The sequence below is a fragment of the Amycolatopsis sp. NPDC043889 genome (assembly GCF_056435645.1).
The window spans coordinates 1-15281 of sequence record NZ_JBWKEC010000049.1 but is presented as its reverse complement, the minus strand read 5'-3'; the positions used below and the strand labels follow the sequence as shown (position 1 = coordinate 15281).

Genomic DNA, 15281 nt, shown 5'->3' with positions numbered 1-15281 from the left:
CGCGACACGGCACCGTCAGCGCTTCTTTTCCAATGGATAAACTGTGGGAGTGATCTTGTCAAGCGCGGAACGCAAGGGCGACGCACGCGAGCGTCTCCTGGCTCGGCTTCTCGACGCCTTCGACGAGGCGCTTCCCGCACCGGAGGTGTCGCTCCGTGAGATCGCCGCCAGGGCCGGGACCAGCCACGCCCTCTTGCGATACCACTTCGGGTCGCTCCCGGGCGTGTTGGCAGCCATGCTCAAGGCGCAGCGATCTCGTGACAACGAGGTGCTTTTCGAGGCCGCCCAGCGGGGCACCTTCGACGACTTCGTCGTGGCGACCTGGCGGGCCTACACCCGTCCGGAGCAGCTGTCGCGTGTCCGCGGCTTCTTCCACGTCGTAGGTCTGGCCGCGTACAGCCCAGAGGACTTTCGCGAGTTCATCGACTCGCTCGACGACCTGACCAAGATGCTGGCCTCGCTCGCGGAACGCGAAGGACTCGACGCCGAGGAAGCGCTGACTTTGGCCACCGTCACCATTGCCGCGATGCGTGGCCTTCTCCTCCAGGAGGTCCTGACTCCGGCAGGCCACTCGGAGGCCGCGGTCGCTTTGATCCTGCGCATGAGCAAGGGCCGATCCGTCCCACGGACATGTCCGGGGCCTTGAGCAGGCTCAGGGGCGGGAGACGGCGGGTGATCCCCGCACCGCGTCGATCCAGTCGGGAAATGCTTGCGCGACAAAGAAGGCCGGCGCGGTCTCCCGCGTGCCCGGATGCGCCCGGCTCGGTACACCGGCACACTCTGGCCGTGACCGACTTTCCGGCGGACGTGGAGACGCACTACCGACGTCTGGCAGCACAACGACACTGGCCACCGGAGACCGAATCCGCGTTCCGGGCGAGCGTCGCGTGGTACCGGGCGTTGGACGAGGGTTCCGAGCCTCGCCAGTACTACGAGTACGTGGACCACGAAGGCTTGGTCGACGAAGGAGCCCGCCGGCTGTGGGAGGCGATCGCGGTCGACCACGAGACCGTGGCCATCAAGCAGATCGAGCAGGATTCTTCCGGGGCTGTTCACCGCTACTGGTGGCGGAACATCGAGGATGACACCGGCGGGCTCACCGACCAGGCACTCGACCCCGGCCTCACACCTGTTTCCCGAGCTACGTTCTACGCGCTCTGGGACCGAGGCGGCGACCCCGGTTCTGAAGGGGCGTAACAACTTCCAGGTCAGGGCCGGCCGGGAACGACCCATCATTGCCTCTGACCGTGAGGACCGCGCCGAACGCCCAGCGCGGTCGTCGTGCTGGTTCACCGCGGAGTGCGGACGTCCTGAACGCCGCTCGGGCTCGAACCGCCGGACTTCCCGCATCCACCGCACGCAAGTGGCCGGGAGCGGGACATGCCCCCGGCCACCGGCCCGCTATTCGGGCAGGGTGTCGGTCCACTCGGCGTCGATCCTGGCGCCGGCGGGGTCGGCCACCTTGTACACCGCCCCGTCCATGGTGACGAAGACCGACGTCCCGTTCACCCGTCCGGTCGCCGGATCGACGACGAGCCGCTCGCCCGTGGGCAGCAACAGTCCCAGCCCGCCCGGCACCGTGCCGAGGTTTTCGACACCTGGATATTCGGCGATCACGCGCAAGGCCGTGGCCCGGACCTCCGGCGTGGCCGGCAGGGTGGACACCAGTGAGATCAACGACTGGAAGCCGGCTTGTTCCCGGTCGCTCGCGGTGAGCTCACCCGCGCTCGTCCTGGCGTCGCTGCGCTCGAGGGCCTCGGCGATCCAGGCCTTCAACGCGCCCGGGTCCGTCGGCAGGGCACGCAACTGCTCGAGGGTCAGATCGACGGCGACCAGTGAGAACGGGGTGGTCGAAAGCGCCTTCACCGGTGTGACCTTGCCTCCCGTCTTCGCTCCCCGCATCCACGACTGACCGTCCGGCTTGATCCAGTACTCATACCCACTCGAAGCAGCGGAGCCCTCCGCCTCGGTCATCTTCACGTGCCAGTACGTGCCGGCCCCCTCAGGGGAACGCTCAGCGGCGGTGGCGGCCGCGAGCAGGATCTCCTGCCCAGTGACCGTTCGCACCGGCGGACCGTCGACCGGTGCGGCCGGCATGGCCGCGATCGCCACGGCGGCCGCGGCGGCCGCCGTGATTCCGGCTCCCGCGACCAGCCATCCGGTCCGCCGCCGGGAAGTCCGGCCACCGCGAATCCGGTTCTGGAGCCGGTGCCGGCTGCGGTCGACCACGTCCTGGGACGGCTCGTCCAGGGCCAGCGCGGCGCGCAGCGTCTGCAGGTCATTCATCGAGTGCCTCCGGGGTGAGGATGAAGTTGAGCTTCTTGCGTGCACGGTTGAGCCGGGAACCGACCGTGCCGGAGGAGATACCGAGCGCCGCGGCCACTTCCTCGTACCCGAGCTGGCCGAGCGCCACGAGCAGCAGCACGTCCCGTTCCCCGGCGGACAGCCGCGACAGCGCGTTCGCGAGCTGAGGAAGCAGCCGCCTGGCGGCCACCGACGCGACCACCCTGCTCTCGTGCCCCTCGACCGCCGGTGCGACGCTCACCCGTGCCAGCGCCCGATAGTGGCGAGCCTCCCTGCGGCGGTGCCTGGCCACCAGATTCGTGGCGATACCGAACAGCCAGACCCGCACCTCACCGCGTTCGGCGTCGAACGCGCCGCGTCGGTCGAACGCGACGAGGAACGTCTCCGCGGCGATGTCCTCCGCGGTCTGCGCGTCCAGCCGTCCGGCCACATACCGGTAGATGGCCGCGAAGTAGCGATCGTGCACTTCGGTGAACAGTTCCGGGTCCTGCGGCAACCGGGCGGCCAGGTCGGCATCGGTCACCTGCTCGCCCGTTCCCGCTGTCATGTGCCCGCCTCTGACATGTGGGTCCTTCCCGTCTGCAGTCAGCTTTCACCACCACTTCGCCGACGGCCGGTTTCTTCTTCCCGCCCGGCTGTGACGTGCCGCCCGCGCCGTCATGTCACGGCTCCCATCCGGTGTGGCCTCAGCGGACGGCCGATGCCGCCGAAGGTGGTCCGCCACAGTTCTTCTTGCCGAGCTAGGCGGAGTTCTTCCAGCAGCACATGGATGACCAGCGAGACTGGGACGGAGTCCGAACCTGGAAGTCCCTCGAAAGAGAGCTGGAATCGATGCGTCCCATCAGTACGGCCAGGTGTGGCCGCGGGTCACCCTCCAGAGGTTTCACCCCGACCGGCTGGGCCGCGACCGGTGACTTGACGATCGAGCCCGGAGAGCAATCGTCGCGAATCACCCGAGGGATCAAGGTACTGGCGACTGGCTCGTACCGGTTTCCTGCACCGCCCAGCGGCGTGAGCCGACGACGTCACGTGCGCTCAGAGTCGGCGGCCTGTGGCCGCTTCCCGCCATTCGGCGTGACAGGTCTCCTGTTCCGCGACAGTTGCGATCCGGTCGAGCTCGGCATCGGCCAGCGTGGCGACCAGGTCGGCTTCCGAAGCCTTGTGGCCGGTCCGCATGACGTAGATCCGCGAACCGCCGCCCATATCCCTGCACATCCCGCTCGGGTACGTATCGCGGCGGGCCCCTTGAACGGCGATCGCCCAACCCCCAGGCTCCAGCTGACGACGCAGCCGGACAAGAGACTCGAACATGTCCATGGCGGTGGCCGTATACCGGTCACCATCGAGGAACAGCTCGATCCGATAGAGCGGCCGTGGCCCGTCGTAGCCGTCCAGCCAGCCCCGCAGCCGCGCTTGTCGTCGCTCGGCGCCCCGCGCCACCAGCACTTCCCGGTCTTCCAGCAGTCTCGGATAGTCCTCGCTCACTCAGTTATTCAAGCAGGCGAGCCGGGCCGTCGGTGGCGTTCCGACTGCACGCCCGACCACAAGGCGCGTAGGAACAAGAGAATGGTTGAGGAAAGGTCCAGACGAGTTTTCCTGTCCACCTCGGCGGCACTCTCGGCGGCCGCCCTGTCTTCCACCGCCCTGTCGACCACGGCCCTGTCTTCCCCTGCCCTCGCTGATGTTCCAGCCGGCCCCGAAGAACCAGAAGTCCGAGGCCCAGGCGAACGCCTCTCTCCGCAACGCCCCGACGCGGAACTCCTGGCGATCCTCCGAGAAATGGACGAACACCGCATCGAGGCCACCGTACGCAGACTCGCCGCCTTCGGAACCCGGCACACGTTGTCCTCGCAGACCGATCCCGTCCGAGGAATCGGCGCCGCCCGCGACTGGATCTTCGCGGAGATGACGAAATCCGCACAGCGGTCGGGCGGCAGGATGACGGTTGAACTGCAGTCGTATCTCCAGCAGCCCGCCCCGCCCCGGATCCCGGTGGCCACCACGATCACCAACGTCGTCGCCACGTTGCGCGGCTCCACCACCCCCGAACGGGTCTACGTCGTGTCGGGCCACTACGACTCCCGGTGTTCGGATCCGCTCGACGCGACGAAGGACGCTCCAGGCGCCGATGACGACGCTTCCGGAGTGGCCGTCGCGATGGAACTCGCCCGGGTGCTCGCCACTCGCCGCCCGGCGGCGACCATCGTGTTCGCGGCGGTCGCGGGCGAGGAGCAAGGCCTGTTCGGCGCGCGGCACATGGCCACGCTGTACAAGGCGGCGGGCACGAACGTGCAGGCGATGTTCACCAACGACATCGTCGGTTCGAGCCGGGCGGACGACGGCACGAGGGATCCGCGCACGATCCGGTTGTTCGCCGAGGGCGTGCCGACGTCGGAGACCCCGGCACAGGCCGACATCCGGCGCGCGGTCAGCGGGGAGAACGATTCGCCCTCCCGCCAGCTGGCGCGGTTCGTGCGGTCGGTCGCGGAGAACGAGGCGACCGGTATGACCGTGCGGGTGATCCACCGGCGAGACCGCTACCTCCGGGGTGGCGACCACATCCCGTTCCTCGAGCAGGGATATCCGGCCGCGCGGTTCACCGAACCGCACGAGGACTACGCGCACCAGCACCAGGACGTCCGGGTGGAGAACGGCAAGCGGTTCGGCGATTTGCCGGAGTTCTGCGACTTCCCGTTCATCGCCGGGGTCGCGCGGGTCAACGCCGCGACGATGTGGTCGCTGGCGACCGCGCCGGGCACCCCCGAAGACGTCCGGATCCGGACGAACCAGCTTACGAACGACACGGATTTGGTGTGGCGGCGCGGGACGGACCCGGATCTCGCCGGTTACGAGGTCGTCTGGCGGGAGACGACGGCGGCCGACTGGACGCACGCGATCAAGGTCGGCGACAGGACCGAGGCTAAAGTGGATCTGTCGAAGGACAACGTGTTCTTCGGTGTGCGCGCGGTCGGGAAGAACGGCCGCCGCGGTCCGGTCGCGTTCCCGACACCTTTGAGCTGATGCCACGATGACAGTCACCCCCGACGACCTCGACGCGGCGATCGCGAGCGTGACGGACAGCCTGCGCGAGGCGTCGGGCCGTGACTGGCCGGCCGCGCCGGGCACCGGCGAACTCAACGCCTGGCGCACGGCCGAGCATCTCGGCGACTGCCTCATCTCCTACGCGGGACTGCTGATCGCCCGGCCGTCGACGCCGCGTTTCGTCTGCTTCGAAGCCGTCGCCGACCGGGCCGCGACTCCGTCGGAGATGCTGGAATTCGTCACGGTAGGCGGCGGCATCCTGAGCGCCACCCTCCGCACGGTGGCCCCGGACGTCCGCGCGTACCACCCGAGCGGCCGCGCCGACCTCGAGGGTTTCGCCGGAATGGGCTGTGTCGAGGTCCTGGTCCACGGCGAGGACATGGCCAGAGGACTCGACGTCACCCTCGATCCCCCGCGCGACGTCTGTTCGCGAGTGCTCGCGCGGATGTTCCCCGAGGTGGACGCCGCCGGCGTCGATCCATGGACGGCGTTGCTGTGGGCGACCGATCGGGCGAGCCTCCCCGGGCGGCCCTCCCGCGCCGGCTGGCAGTGGCGCGGCACGCCTCTGGACGCCTGAAGCGGCCGGGAGAGCACGGCGCCGTTCAGCGAGGCCTGACGGCCACCACGGCGGCTTGAATACCGTTTCGCCAAGCCACGACGGGTTCCTCGACCGGCCCGGCTCCCAAGGCGCGCAGGTGCCACGCGACCGGAGGATGCCATTCGGCCGAAGGCGAATCGCCGAACAACCGGGCCCGTTCCACCACCGCGGGACCGAGCACCGGATCCACCGCGGCCTGCTCCCACCAAGCACCCCAGGGATTCTCGCCGCCGTCGCTCGGGGACGCCGCGACCTCCACGTCCGGCATGTCGTCCACAGTGGCCACGAACCCGCCCGGCCGCACGAGCCCGGCGAGCTCGGCGTACAACTCGGTCAGCCGCCCGGGCGGCAGGTAGTGCAACGCCATGACCGCCAGAACGGCGTCGTAGCCGCCATCCGGCAGGTGCGTGGCCCAGTCCGGGTCACGCAAGTCGGCCCGGACCACCTCCACCGAGGACGGCAGGGACGCACCGGCGATCGTCAGCATCACCGGATCCAGATCGACCAGCGTGACCTCCGCCCCGGGAAGGCGCTCGAGCAGACGAGCACAGAGCGTGCCCGTGCCGCCACCCACGTCCAGCACCCGCGGCGCCGGACCGTCACAGCGCGACGCGACCAGGTCGATCATCCGCTCGATCGCCCGCTCGCGTCCTGGCTGGTACTTCGCCATGAGGCGTTCCCAGCGGTCGTTCCAATCCCCAAGAGTCACAGTGACAATGATAATCGATATCAGCGAGACGGCGTTCCGTCACCGGACGCCTCCGAGGAGTGGGCGAGGTACGGCCGATCGGCGCAACTTGGCACCTGAAGCGTTTGCCACGACGGAGCCCGGGAACATTTCCGGTATGTCCAGATGGCGAACCACCAGCAGGAGCAACACCGCCGTGCGGGTCATCACCGGCATCGGCGCGGTGTTCGCTTTCATCGAGTTGCTGTACATGGTGATGGTGCTCGCGGGAGCCAACGCGGGCAACGGTTTCTTCATCTTCATCCAGGCACTGGCCAAACCGCTGGCGTTGTTCTGGCCGGGACTCTTCCCGGTGAGTGACCCGAATCTCGCGGTCATCCTCGACTACGGTCTGGCCGCCGCGTTCTGGGTGATCCTGGCGGGTGTGATCGCCCGTTTCGCGGCCCGCTGACCCCCTGCGGCGGCGATCGGCGTCCCGTTCGGCGACACTGGACGGATGAGCGACGGCAGATGGTTCGACCTGAACCCGCTTCCCGAGCTGTTCGGCCTGGCCGCCGCCGGGCGGGCGCTGCTGCCCAATGTGCCCGTGACCCCGGCCGCGATTCTGAAGACCGTCACCGAACAGCTGGTCGGGCGGCGGCTGACGGCCAAGGTGGACGAGCACGACGTCGGGCTCACCCTGACCGGGCTCGACTACCAGGCCGACAGCCTCAGCCTGGCCGCGACCGGCAGGATCGGCGACGTCCGCATCGTCGTCGAGGACGTCGACTGGCCGGAGACGCCGCTCGAACGCATCACCGTGCTGGCGTCGAACGTCCGTCTCCGCTCGCTCCCGTCCCCGGCCGCCATCCCCGAGCAGGTGAAGATGGCGATCCGGGTGTCACCGGAAGTTCTCCAGGCGCGCGTCGCCGAGGTCCGGCCGGGCATCATCGTGACCCCCGGCGAGGACGGGCATTTCCACGTCCGCTGGGAAAAGCGGCCCCGCTGGGGACATCTCGCCCTGGAGTCCACTGTGGAGGACGACGCCGTCGTCCTCCGGCCGATGTCCGTCCACATCGGACGCCGACGGTTCGGCCCGCCGTCCCGCCTCAAGCCGATCGTCCTGCCACTGCCCGAACTTCCGCAAGGGATCCGGCTCATCGCGGTCGAGGCGCACGACGGTCACCTTGTTCTGCACGCGCTGGCGGAGGAATGGCCGGAAAAGCTGTCCACCATCCCGCTCGGCGATCTGCTGGGCTGGGTGACGACGGCGGTGGCCACGCTGACCCTGCCGGGACTCGGCGGCCGCTGACGGCTGGTCGTGAATGACGATTCGGGTTCTATTGAGGGGTAAGGCAAACGTGGCGGGTGCGGTGGGCGATCCGCTCGTGACCCCGTCGGAGGCGTAGGGAAGGCCTCCTTCCCTACCTTCAGGGTAGGCAAGGAGGCCTTCACCACCACCTGGGCCGGCCACTTCAGCTGACGTTGCGAAAGCCGCTTTCAGACGTTGCGAAAGTGGCTTTCGCAATCTGCCACATCTGCCTTCACCCCTCAAGAATCCGAATCACCACTCACGACCATGGTGACCACTGCCGAACTAGCTGTGCAGCGGTCCCTCCGCGACACGCACCGCGGGCACCGACGTCGCGGCGGCGCTTTCCGCCTGCGTTCCGGCGGACGACCGTACGAGACCGGCCGACTTCCCGCACACCTTCTTCTTCTCGTCCGAAGTCATCTTCTTGCCGACGGTCCGGGTCTGGCCCACGACACCGGGCGCCGGGCCCTCACCGCTGAAGTTCCAGACGTACCACTGGTGGTGGCCCCATCTGCGCTTGTCGTACCACATGTCGTACGAGCCGCTGGCCACCCGCATCACCGGTGAGCGGTCCAGGCCCGCCCAGTAGCCGGGGTTGACCTCGATCCGGGTTTCGACGCTCTCGCTGGTCTCCCAGCCCCATTCCTGGCCCCACGTGCGCTTGTACGCGACCGACCAGTCGACGAGGAACTTGAAGCCCGCGCTCACGCTGATCTCGTTCGACACCGTGTTCTTCCCGCTGCGGGTGTCCCGCTTGCCGATCACCTGGGTGATCTTGTTGGCGCTGCAGTTGAACACCGTGTCGACCCGGCCCCAGTTGCCGTAGAAGTCCTGACCGCGCTGGTCGACGTGGGCGTTGCAGGTCTTGGTCGCGTTGCCGCAGTCCTTGAGCAGCTCGGCGCGGGACGGCCCGCGCGAATACACCACGGAGCTGCCCTTGTCGTTCATGTTCGACCCGTAGTTGCCGCTGTCGTTGGCGTACCACTCCTGGGAGCCGCCCTGGTATTCGGCGTGCTCGTACATCGTGATGTAGCAGTTGTTGAAGGTCTGGAACGAGGAGATCTTGTCGTTCCAGGCACCGAGGAAGCCGAGGTTCTGGTTGGTCCCCTCGACGCACGGCGATCCAGTGACCGTGAGGCTCGCGCCGCCGAAGTTCCCGTGTTCGTAGAGCACGCTGATCACCGTCGCGGACGCGCCGACCTCGCCTGCCGACGCCGCGGCGAGGGAATCTCCGACGCTGTCGAAGCACCGGATCACTCCGGTCGCCGTGTCGGCGACGCAGTGCTCGCCGCGCTCCTCGGCGTTCGCCGGGACACCGCCGGCGAGACACATCACCACAGCGGCCAGGAAGGCCGCCCCGAGTCTGTACTTGTGCACGTCTGAACTCCCTGGGGAAGACGGAAACCGACCACGGTCGGATCGGCTTCCCGAGTTCACCACGGGAAGATCGGCATGCCCATGCAGAACGACCGGCAGACGTGTTTTCGCTTGCCGATGATCGGGACTCTCAGCCGGATTCGCCGCGCTCGCGCAGATAGCGCGTGTGGTCGGCCTGCCGATGGACGTCGCCCGCGTAGAACCGCTCGGCGATGCGATGCGCTTCGGTCTCCAGCAGTTCCAGTTGTGTGAGGAGTTCATCGGACGCGCTCGGCTCACTGCCGGCCCGGCGTTTGGCGGCGAACCACCACGGCAGATTCAGGTAGGTCTCCACCGACAGCGGCAGATCGGTTCGCGCCAACCGGGTGACGGCGTGCTGGACATCCGGGTTGGCCGCCCACCGTTCCGGCCGCGAAAGCAGTTCGTCGAGCACCTCGGCGATCCGCCGCACACCGTCCACAGAGGACTCCGGCATTCGCTGCGCCCGCGCGGTCACCTTGCCTACCAGCGAGTCGAGGTCAGCGCGCAGCTGCCCGGCCTCGGTGACGGCGTCCGCCGAGACCAGCCGGACCCGCTCGGGCGGCGCGAGCAGGGCGAACACCGCGTACAGCCCCGCGACGACGAGCGGCCACAATCCGCCGACGACGCCGGTCAGGTACAGCGCGAGCCCGATCAGCCCGCCGACGCAGCCGGCCAGGTTCTTCGTGGAGCCGAGGTACCCGATCACTGGTACCCGCGGATTTCCTGGAACACCTTGGGCAGGACGTCGCCTCGCGCATCGAACACGTTGCCACCGGTGCGTTTCGCGACCTCGCCGAGTTCGGTGGAGTCACCCTCGCCGAAGATCACGGTGAACACCGGGATCTGCCGCATCGCCTCCGGCAGCGCCGGGAACCTCAGCTGGAAATCCGAGAACTTGGCGCCGTTCGCGTTCTGCCCGTCGGTCATCAGCACGATCGAGGTGAACCGATCGGGGTCGCGCGCGACCAAAGGTCCCATGATGTCGTACGCGCGGTGGAGGCTGTCGTAGATCGCCGTACCGCCGTTCGCGTCGAGGCCCTCGGCGAATCGCTTGATCTTGTCCAGCGCGGGTTGTGGATCGCCTTCCGGGACGGTGAACGTCTCCGGGCTGCCGGGCACGGTGTCGAACGGCAGCATCGTGACCTCTTCACGGCTGCGGAACCGGCGGTACCGGCCGGTCAGCGAACCGTCGGCGCCGGTCAGCCCGATCAGCGCGGTGCGCAGTGATTCGATCCGGTCGCCCGCCATGGAGCCGGAGGTGTCGAGCACGTACAGCGTCCGCGACGGCCGCCGGATCTTGTCGAAGTAGGCGCCCAGCAACGCGTCGACCGCTTGCTGCGTCGCCGGGAACGGCAGCTCGACGAGGTCCTTCCGCGCGAACTGCTGCCCCAGCTGGACACCCGGCACAACCGGACGGCGCTGCGTGGTCTCCATGATCTTGCGCTGGGTGTCCGGCGTCCGCAGCCGCTCGGCCAGCTTGCGGTGCGCGTCCCGCGCGTCGGGATTCGCGCTCCGCACCAACGTCAGCGGGTAGTCCGCGGTGACCACGCCGTCGGACGGGTACACCAGCGTCAATGGTTCGGGAAGCTTCCCGCTCGCGTTCATCGAGAGCAGGACGGACTCGTAGTTGATCAGGCCGTCGACCTTCTTGCCGGGATCTTCGCCGGTCGCCCGTCGTCGGTAGGCCTCGGAAAGCCAGCCGGACGAGCCCGCGGACATCGCCTGCGCGCTGAAGAACTCGGTCAGTTTCGGGGTGACGGAAGCGATCTGCCGCGCGTCGACCGCGTTGCCCGCCCCCGCGAGCGCCGACGCCACCCCGACGAGCGCCGAGAAACCGGAGTTCGACGCCGACGGATCGGTCATGCCGTAGGTGAAGGCCTTCTTCCCGGCCTGCTCGGCGATCTCGCCCCAGCCCACCGGCCGTCCGGTCCAGCCGAGCCGCTGCGCCGACGACGCCGACAGACCGAGGACCACCGGCGAGCTCATGATCTTCACCTGCTCACCCAGCCGTTTCGCGGCCTCCGGAACCGCCGCCGGGTAGCGGTTCGACGAGAACCAGACGGCGTCGTACTGGCCGTCCACCTTGCCGTTCGCGAGCGATTCGGTGCCCTCCAGCGTGCCGGTGAACTGGAACTTCACCTTGACCCCGGTCGCGGCCGCCTCCTGTTCCAGCAGCGGCCGCAGGTCGGCCAGTTCGCTGCCCGCGAGCACCCGCAACGTGCCCGGCTCGGCCTCCCCCAGGTTCTGCGTCCCGCCTTCGCTCGAATCGCACGAAACCAGTGACAGCGCGCAAACCGCGCTGACCGCCAAGACCGCCCAGCGTTTCACGATGCCCCCTCGGCCGTCGCCGTCTCGTGAGAGCGGCGCAAATGGTCTTCGGCCCGCCGGATCTCCCCCGACAGCGCCTCCACGGTCGCCGCCATCGTCGAGACGGCCCCCGCCTTGAACTCGTCGATCGCGTCGATGCTCCGGTAGATCCGCTCGAACGACTCGCGGATCGTCTCCACCGCCACCGCGGGATCACTGCCCGCTCGCTGGATCTCGGCGCTGCGCAGTTCCAGCATCTCCGCGTTGGCCCTGAGCAGCCCGTCGGTGGTGGCCTGCACGGCCTGGACCTCGTCGAGGACGTCCCGCTGACCGGCGAGTGCCCCGCTCACCAGCAGCGCGACCCGTAGCGCCGCGACCGTGGTCGACACCGCCCGCTCGATTCCGCGGATCAGCTCGTCGTTGTTGCGCCGCACCAGATCCAGCGCCAGATAGCCCTGCGCGCTGACCGCGAGCTGGGTCAGCAGGTCCTGGTGCCGCTGCCGGATCGGATGCAGCGCGTCGGCCCGCAGCGACTTGGCTCGCGCGGGGTCGGTGAAGTCGAAGATCCCGGCCTGGCGTTCGACCGCGGTGTCGACGGCTTCGGCGAACGCGGCCGCTTCCGACAACTTGCCGAGCGTCGCCCACAACCGCTCGCGCTCGCCCTTGAGCGCGGCGTTGTCCCGCCGCAGGACGTCCTGCCGCGCACGCAGCTCCAGTACCAGCGCGTTCACCGGCTCGTTGGCGGCGCGGTAGCGGTCCAGCGTCTTCTTCGCGCTGCCCGCGACCGGGATCATCCCCATCAGTTTGCGGCCGGTGATCGGCAGTTTCGCCGGATCGATCTCCGCCACTGTCCGCCGGAGCCCGGCCAAGCTGACCGCTGCCTGCTGTTGCGGTGAGCCGATTTCCGCCAGCGCCCGCGTCGAGCGGTCCAGCAGCGCGCCGGCGACGGTCGCGGCCGCCCGCATGTCGGACTCGCCGACCGCGAGCAGTTCGTCCAGGACCCGGGTGAACTCCGGCGATCGGACGTCGAGCGCTTCGAGGCGGCGGGCGAAGTCTTCGGCGCGCTTCGCGACCTCCGCGTGGACCTCCGGCGCGAGGGTGACCAGGCCCGCTGCCCGCTCGGCCGGGATCGCCTCCACCGGTTCGGGTGGAGTGAGCGTGAAATCGTCCATCAGTACTGCTTCTTCACGGCGTCGAGCAGACGCTCCAGCGTTTCGAACGACGGCGGCTCGACGGCGTCCACCAGATCCGCGGGCACCGGCGCCTTGGCCGCGGCGACGACGTCGGCGAACAAGCGCGGATCCCCGGTGCGGAAGCCGAAGGTGGCGGCGAGTTTCCCCAGTTCCGGGTCGGTCGCCAGCAGCCTGCCCACCTGGTCGCCGTTCGGCTTCAACGGGACCAGCGTGTGCTTCGAGTACACCGTCGGCGCCGTGTAGAGCAGGCGCATATCCGGCCGGATCGAACCGTCGGCACGGACCAGCCTGTCGACGAACTGCGACTCGTAGATCAGCGCCATCGGCGTCTTGCCCATCCCCGCCGCGAGGTAGTCCTCGAACGGGCCTTCGGTGCTGTTCTGCGTGTAGCCCTGGTCGATGAACAGCTTCGACACCGCGGGCAGCACCTTCGCCTCGGCCTCCGGCGTGCTGACCACGTTGTTCCCGTTGGCGACGAAGGAGACGATCGACAGGTACATCGCCGCCGAGTTCGATTCGCGCGGGTCCGTGGTCGTGAGCAGCACGTTCTTGCGGGCCGGGAAGGCGGTGTTGCCGGGAAGCTGGTCCCAGCGCGTGCTCTTCTGCGCCAGTTCGAGGTACTTCGCGATGTCGAGCACCTGATACTCGCCGGCGCCCTTGCGCACGATCCCGTTGGCGCTCAGGAGGTTCACGATCGGCTCGAAGGTCGCGACCGCCATCGGCGACTGGAACGGCGTGTGCACGCCGGTCACCTTGTGGTCGCGCTGGATCCGCTGCGCGGCCGGTGACGAGGACGGGAACGCGAACTCGTACTTCCCGAGGTCCATACTCGCGATCTGCCGCGAACCGGCGGTGTCGGCCTCGACCTTCAGCCCGTGCTTGGCGAACGCTTCCGCCACCCGCCGATCGGAGAAGAAGGCCAGTTTCTCCGATCCGATGACGCCGCGCACCGTGGTCAGCTCGGCCCCCCGCGCGGTGTTCTCGTCACCGTCCCGGCCCCAGACGATCACGGCGACCACGGCCAGCAGCAGCACCACTGCCAGGCCGATCGACAGACGGCGTTTCACCGGCCCACCCCCTCGTTCACCAGCTCGATCTTTCAGCCCGTTCGACTCTTTTGACGCGCGAGTGAGCCATTTCGAAGTGAACGATCGATGAACGAAAGAAGTCGTCAGTTCCTGGCGAACCGTTGGGGTAGAAGGAAAATCAGATCACGGACTGCTCCGAGACCGGCAGGCACACGGTGAAGCGGGTGTCGCCGGGCGCCGAGTCGACCCGCAGATCGCCCTGATGCCGTTCGACGACGATGCGCCAGGAGATGTCCAGGCCGAGCCCGGTCCCTTGTCCCACCGGCTTCGTGGTGAAGAACGGCTCGAAGATCCGCTGCCGCACCTCCGCCGGGATACCGGGCCCGGTGTCGCCGATCTCGACGTGCACATGATCGTCCACTCTGGACGTCCGCAGGATCAGCGTGCCGTCGGGCCCCATGGCGCCGAGCGCGTTGTCGATGATGTTCGTCCACACCTGGTTCAGTTCGCCCGCGTATGCCGGGATCCTCGGCACCGCGTGGTCGTACTCCTTCACGACCCGGATTCCCGGCCCGATCTTCCCGGCGAGCATGACGAGGGTCGAGTCGAGTCCTTCGTGGACGTCGATCCACTGGTGCGGGGCACGGTCCATCTGGGAGTACTGCTTGGCCTTGCCGACCAGCACCGAGATCCGGGTCGTCGAATCCTCGATCTCGCCCATCAGCATCTCGGTCTCGAGCGCGTACGCCAGCCAGCGGACCGCGCCGTCGAGGAAAGTCTCCCCGACCGAGTCGAGCAGCCGGTCCAGATCCGGCACGGTCAGCCCGGCGCGGACGTAGATGTCGGCGAGGTCCCAGCCCTGGTCGATGCCGTGGCCGTCGAACCAGTCGCCGATCTCGTCCTCGCGGTCGGCCTGCTGCATCGCGGTCAGCTTCGGGGCCGAGGCGACCTGTTTGACCAGCTGTTCCTGGATGTCCAGTAACTGCTCCAGCAGCGCCGGGTCGACGTTCTTCTTCGCGAGCATCGCGAGCTTGTGCCGCATCCCGGCGACCCGCTCCCGCAGCGCCGCCGTCGCGCGGACCGCGGCGGCCGCCGGATTGTTGAGTTCATGGGTCAACCCGGCGGAAAGCTCGCCGAGCGCCAGCAGCCGCCGCCGCGAACCGATCACGGTGTCGCTGTTGCGCCAGCCGAGGTACATGCCCTCCAGCAGATGCGTCGCCATCGGGAACCAACGGCGGAACTCGGTGGCGAACTCGGCCGCGGGCAAGGTCAGGAAGGTCAGGTCGCTGACCGCGTGCACCGAAGCGCCGTAGGTGTGTTCGGTCTCCTGGTGCACGAAGAACTGCGTCGCGCCGCAGTAGGCGCCGCGCTGATCGGACCGGATCGTCTCGACCTCGGTGCCGCCGACGAGCCGCGTCATCCGCAGCGC

The 15281-nt window shown here is 68.4% G+C and carries 16 protein-coding genes and 1 pseudogene; 7 read left to right on the top strand and 10 right to left on the bottom strand.

The genetic code is table 11. The annotated features are described in order from the left end of the window. Positions 1 to 49 precede the first annotated feature (49 nt). Both AC0685_RS41415 and AC0685_RS41410 read left to right on the top strand, forming a co-directional pair. The gene (locus AC0685_RS41415) at positions 50 to 646 is read left to right on the top strand and encodes a TetR/AcrR family transcriptional regulator (protein WP_478230507.1); all 597 of its coding nucleotides are present in this window, start codon (positions 50 to 52) and stop codon (positions 644 to 646) included. Positions 647 to 786: 140 nt separating this feature from the next. After that, complete coding sequence (locus AC0685_RS41410; RefSeq protein ID WP_478230506.1) at positions 787 to 1197, top strand: hypothetical protein; 411 nt, start codon at positions 787 to 789, stop codon at positions 1195 to 1197. A gap of 204 nt (positions 1198 to 1401) precedes the next feature. Here the strand turns inward: AC0685_RS41410 and AC0685_RS41405 are convergent, their stop codons facing one another. Continuing rightward, entirely contained in the window at positions 1402 to 2286 is an 885-nt protein-coding gene (locus AC0685_RS41405) for a CU044_5270 family protein (RefSeq protein WP_478230505.1), read from the bottom strand. Next, the gene (locus AC0685_RS41400) at positions 2279 to 2851 is read right to left on the bottom strand and encodes an RNA polymerase sigma factor (protein WP_478230504.1); all 573 of its coding nucleotides are present in this window, start codon (positions 2849 to 2851) and stop codon (positions 2279 to 2281) included. The genes AC0685_RS41405 and AC0685_RS41400 overlap by 8 nt, the downstream gene beginning before the upstream one ends. 209 nt (positions 2852 to 3060) lie before the next feature. Between AC0685_RS41400 and AC0685_RS41395 the strand changes: the two are divergent. Next, a pseudogene (locus tag AC0685_RS41395) lies at positions 3061 to 3261 on the top strand (DUF6228 family protein); the annotation flags it as partial. 78 nt (positions 3262 to 3339) lie between these two features. Here AC0685_RS41395 and AC0685_RS41390 read toward each other — a convergent pair. Further along, positions 3340 to 3789, bottom strand: coding sequence for a hypothetical protein (locus AC0685_RS41390; protein ID WP_478230503.1), 450 nt, complete (start codon positions 3787 to 3789; stop codon positions 3340 to 3342). Between the two features lie 81 nt (positions 3790 to 3870). On the opposite strand from AC0685_RS41390, the gene AC0685_RS41385 reads away from it, so the two are divergent. After that, positions 3871 to 5325, top strand: coding sequence for a M20/M25/M40 family metallo-hydrolase (locus AC0685_RS41385; protein ID WP_478230502.1), 1455 nt, complete (start codon positions 3871 to 3873; stop codon positions 5323 to 5325). Positions 5326 to 5332: 7 nt separating this feature from the next. Beyond that, positions 5333 to 5923: a maleylpyruvate isomerase mycothiol-dependent enzyme family protein gene (locus AC0685_RS41380; RefSeq protein WP_478230501.1), complete on the top strand. Its 591-nt coding sequence runs from the start codon at positions 5333 to 5335 to the stop codon at positions 5921 to 5923. A 25-nt stretch (positions 5924 to 5948) separates the two neighbouring features. Here AC0685_RS41380 and AC0685_RS41375 read toward each other — a convergent pair whose 3' ends face one another. Continuing rightward, positions 5949 to 6653: a class I SAM-dependent methyltransferase gene (locus AC0685_RS41375; protein WP_478230500.1), complete on the bottom strand. Its 705-nt coding sequence runs from the start codon at positions 6651 to 6653 to the stop codon at positions 5949 to 5951. 175 nt (positions 6654 to 6828) lie between these two features. Here AC0685_RS41375 and AC0685_RS41370 point away from each other — a divergent pair, with 175 nt between their 5' ends. Further along, positions 6829 to 7083 (top strand): hypothetical protein, encoded by a 255-nt coding sequence (locus tag AC0685_RS41370; RefSeq protein ID WP_026467456.1) that lies wholly within the window; start codon positions 6829 to 6831, stop codon positions 7081 to 7083. Between the two features lie 45 nt (positions 7084 to 7128). Then, the gene (locus AC0685_RS41365; RefSeq protein ID WP_478230499.1) at positions 7129 to 7923 is read left to right on the top strand and encodes an LmeA family phospholipid-binding protein; all 795 of its coding nucleotides are present in this window, start codon (positions 7129 to 7131) and stop codon (positions 7921 to 7923) included. A gap of 285 nt (positions 7924 to 8208) precedes the next feature. Here the strand turns inward: AC0685_RS41365 and AC0685_RS41360 are convergent, their stop codons facing one another. From AC0685_RS41360 to AC0685_RS41335, 6 genes are all read right to left on the bottom strand, one after another. Further along, positions 8209 to 9303, bottom strand: a complete 1095-nt coding sequence (locus AC0685_RS41360) for a peptidase inhibitor family I36 protein (protein WP_478230498.1) — start codon at positions 9301 to 9303, stop codon at positions 8209 to 8211. A 130-nt stretch (positions 9304 to 9433) separates the two neighbouring features. After that, on the bottom strand, positions 9434 to 10030 hold the full coding sequence (locus AC0685_RS41355; protein WP_478230497.1) for a hypothetical protein: 597 nt from the start codon (positions 10028 to 10030) through the stop codon (positions 9434 to 9436). Further along, a complete protein-coding gene (locus AC0685_RS41350; RefSeq protein ID WP_478230496.1) occupies positions 10027 to 11652 on the bottom strand; it encodes a substrate-binding domain-containing protein in 1626 nt (541 codons plus the stop codon). Before AC0685_RS41350 ends, AC0685_RS41355 begins: the two co-directional genes overlap by 4 nt. Continuing rightward, the gene (locus tag AC0685_RS41345) at positions 11649 to 12803 is read right to left on the bottom strand and encodes a toxic anion resistance protein (protein ID WP_478230495.1); all 1155 of its coding nucleotides are present in this window, start codon (positions 12801 to 12803) and stop codon (positions 11649 to 11651) included. Before AC0685_RS41345 ends, AC0685_RS41350 begins: the two co-directional genes overlap by 4 nt. Beyond that, a complete protein-coding gene (locus AC0685_RS41340) occupies positions 12803 to 13891 on the bottom strand; it encodes a hypothetical protein (protein WP_478230494.1) in 1089 nt (362 codons plus the stop codon). The genes AC0685_RS41345 and AC0685_RS41340 overlap by 1 nt, the downstream gene beginning before the upstream one ends. A 139-nt stretch (positions 13892 to 14030) precedes the next feature. Continuing rightward, positions 14031 to 15281 (bottom strand): sensor histidine kinase (locus AC0685_RS41335; RefSeq protein ID WP_478230493.1); only part of this gene is annotated, 1251 nt, incomplete at its 5' end.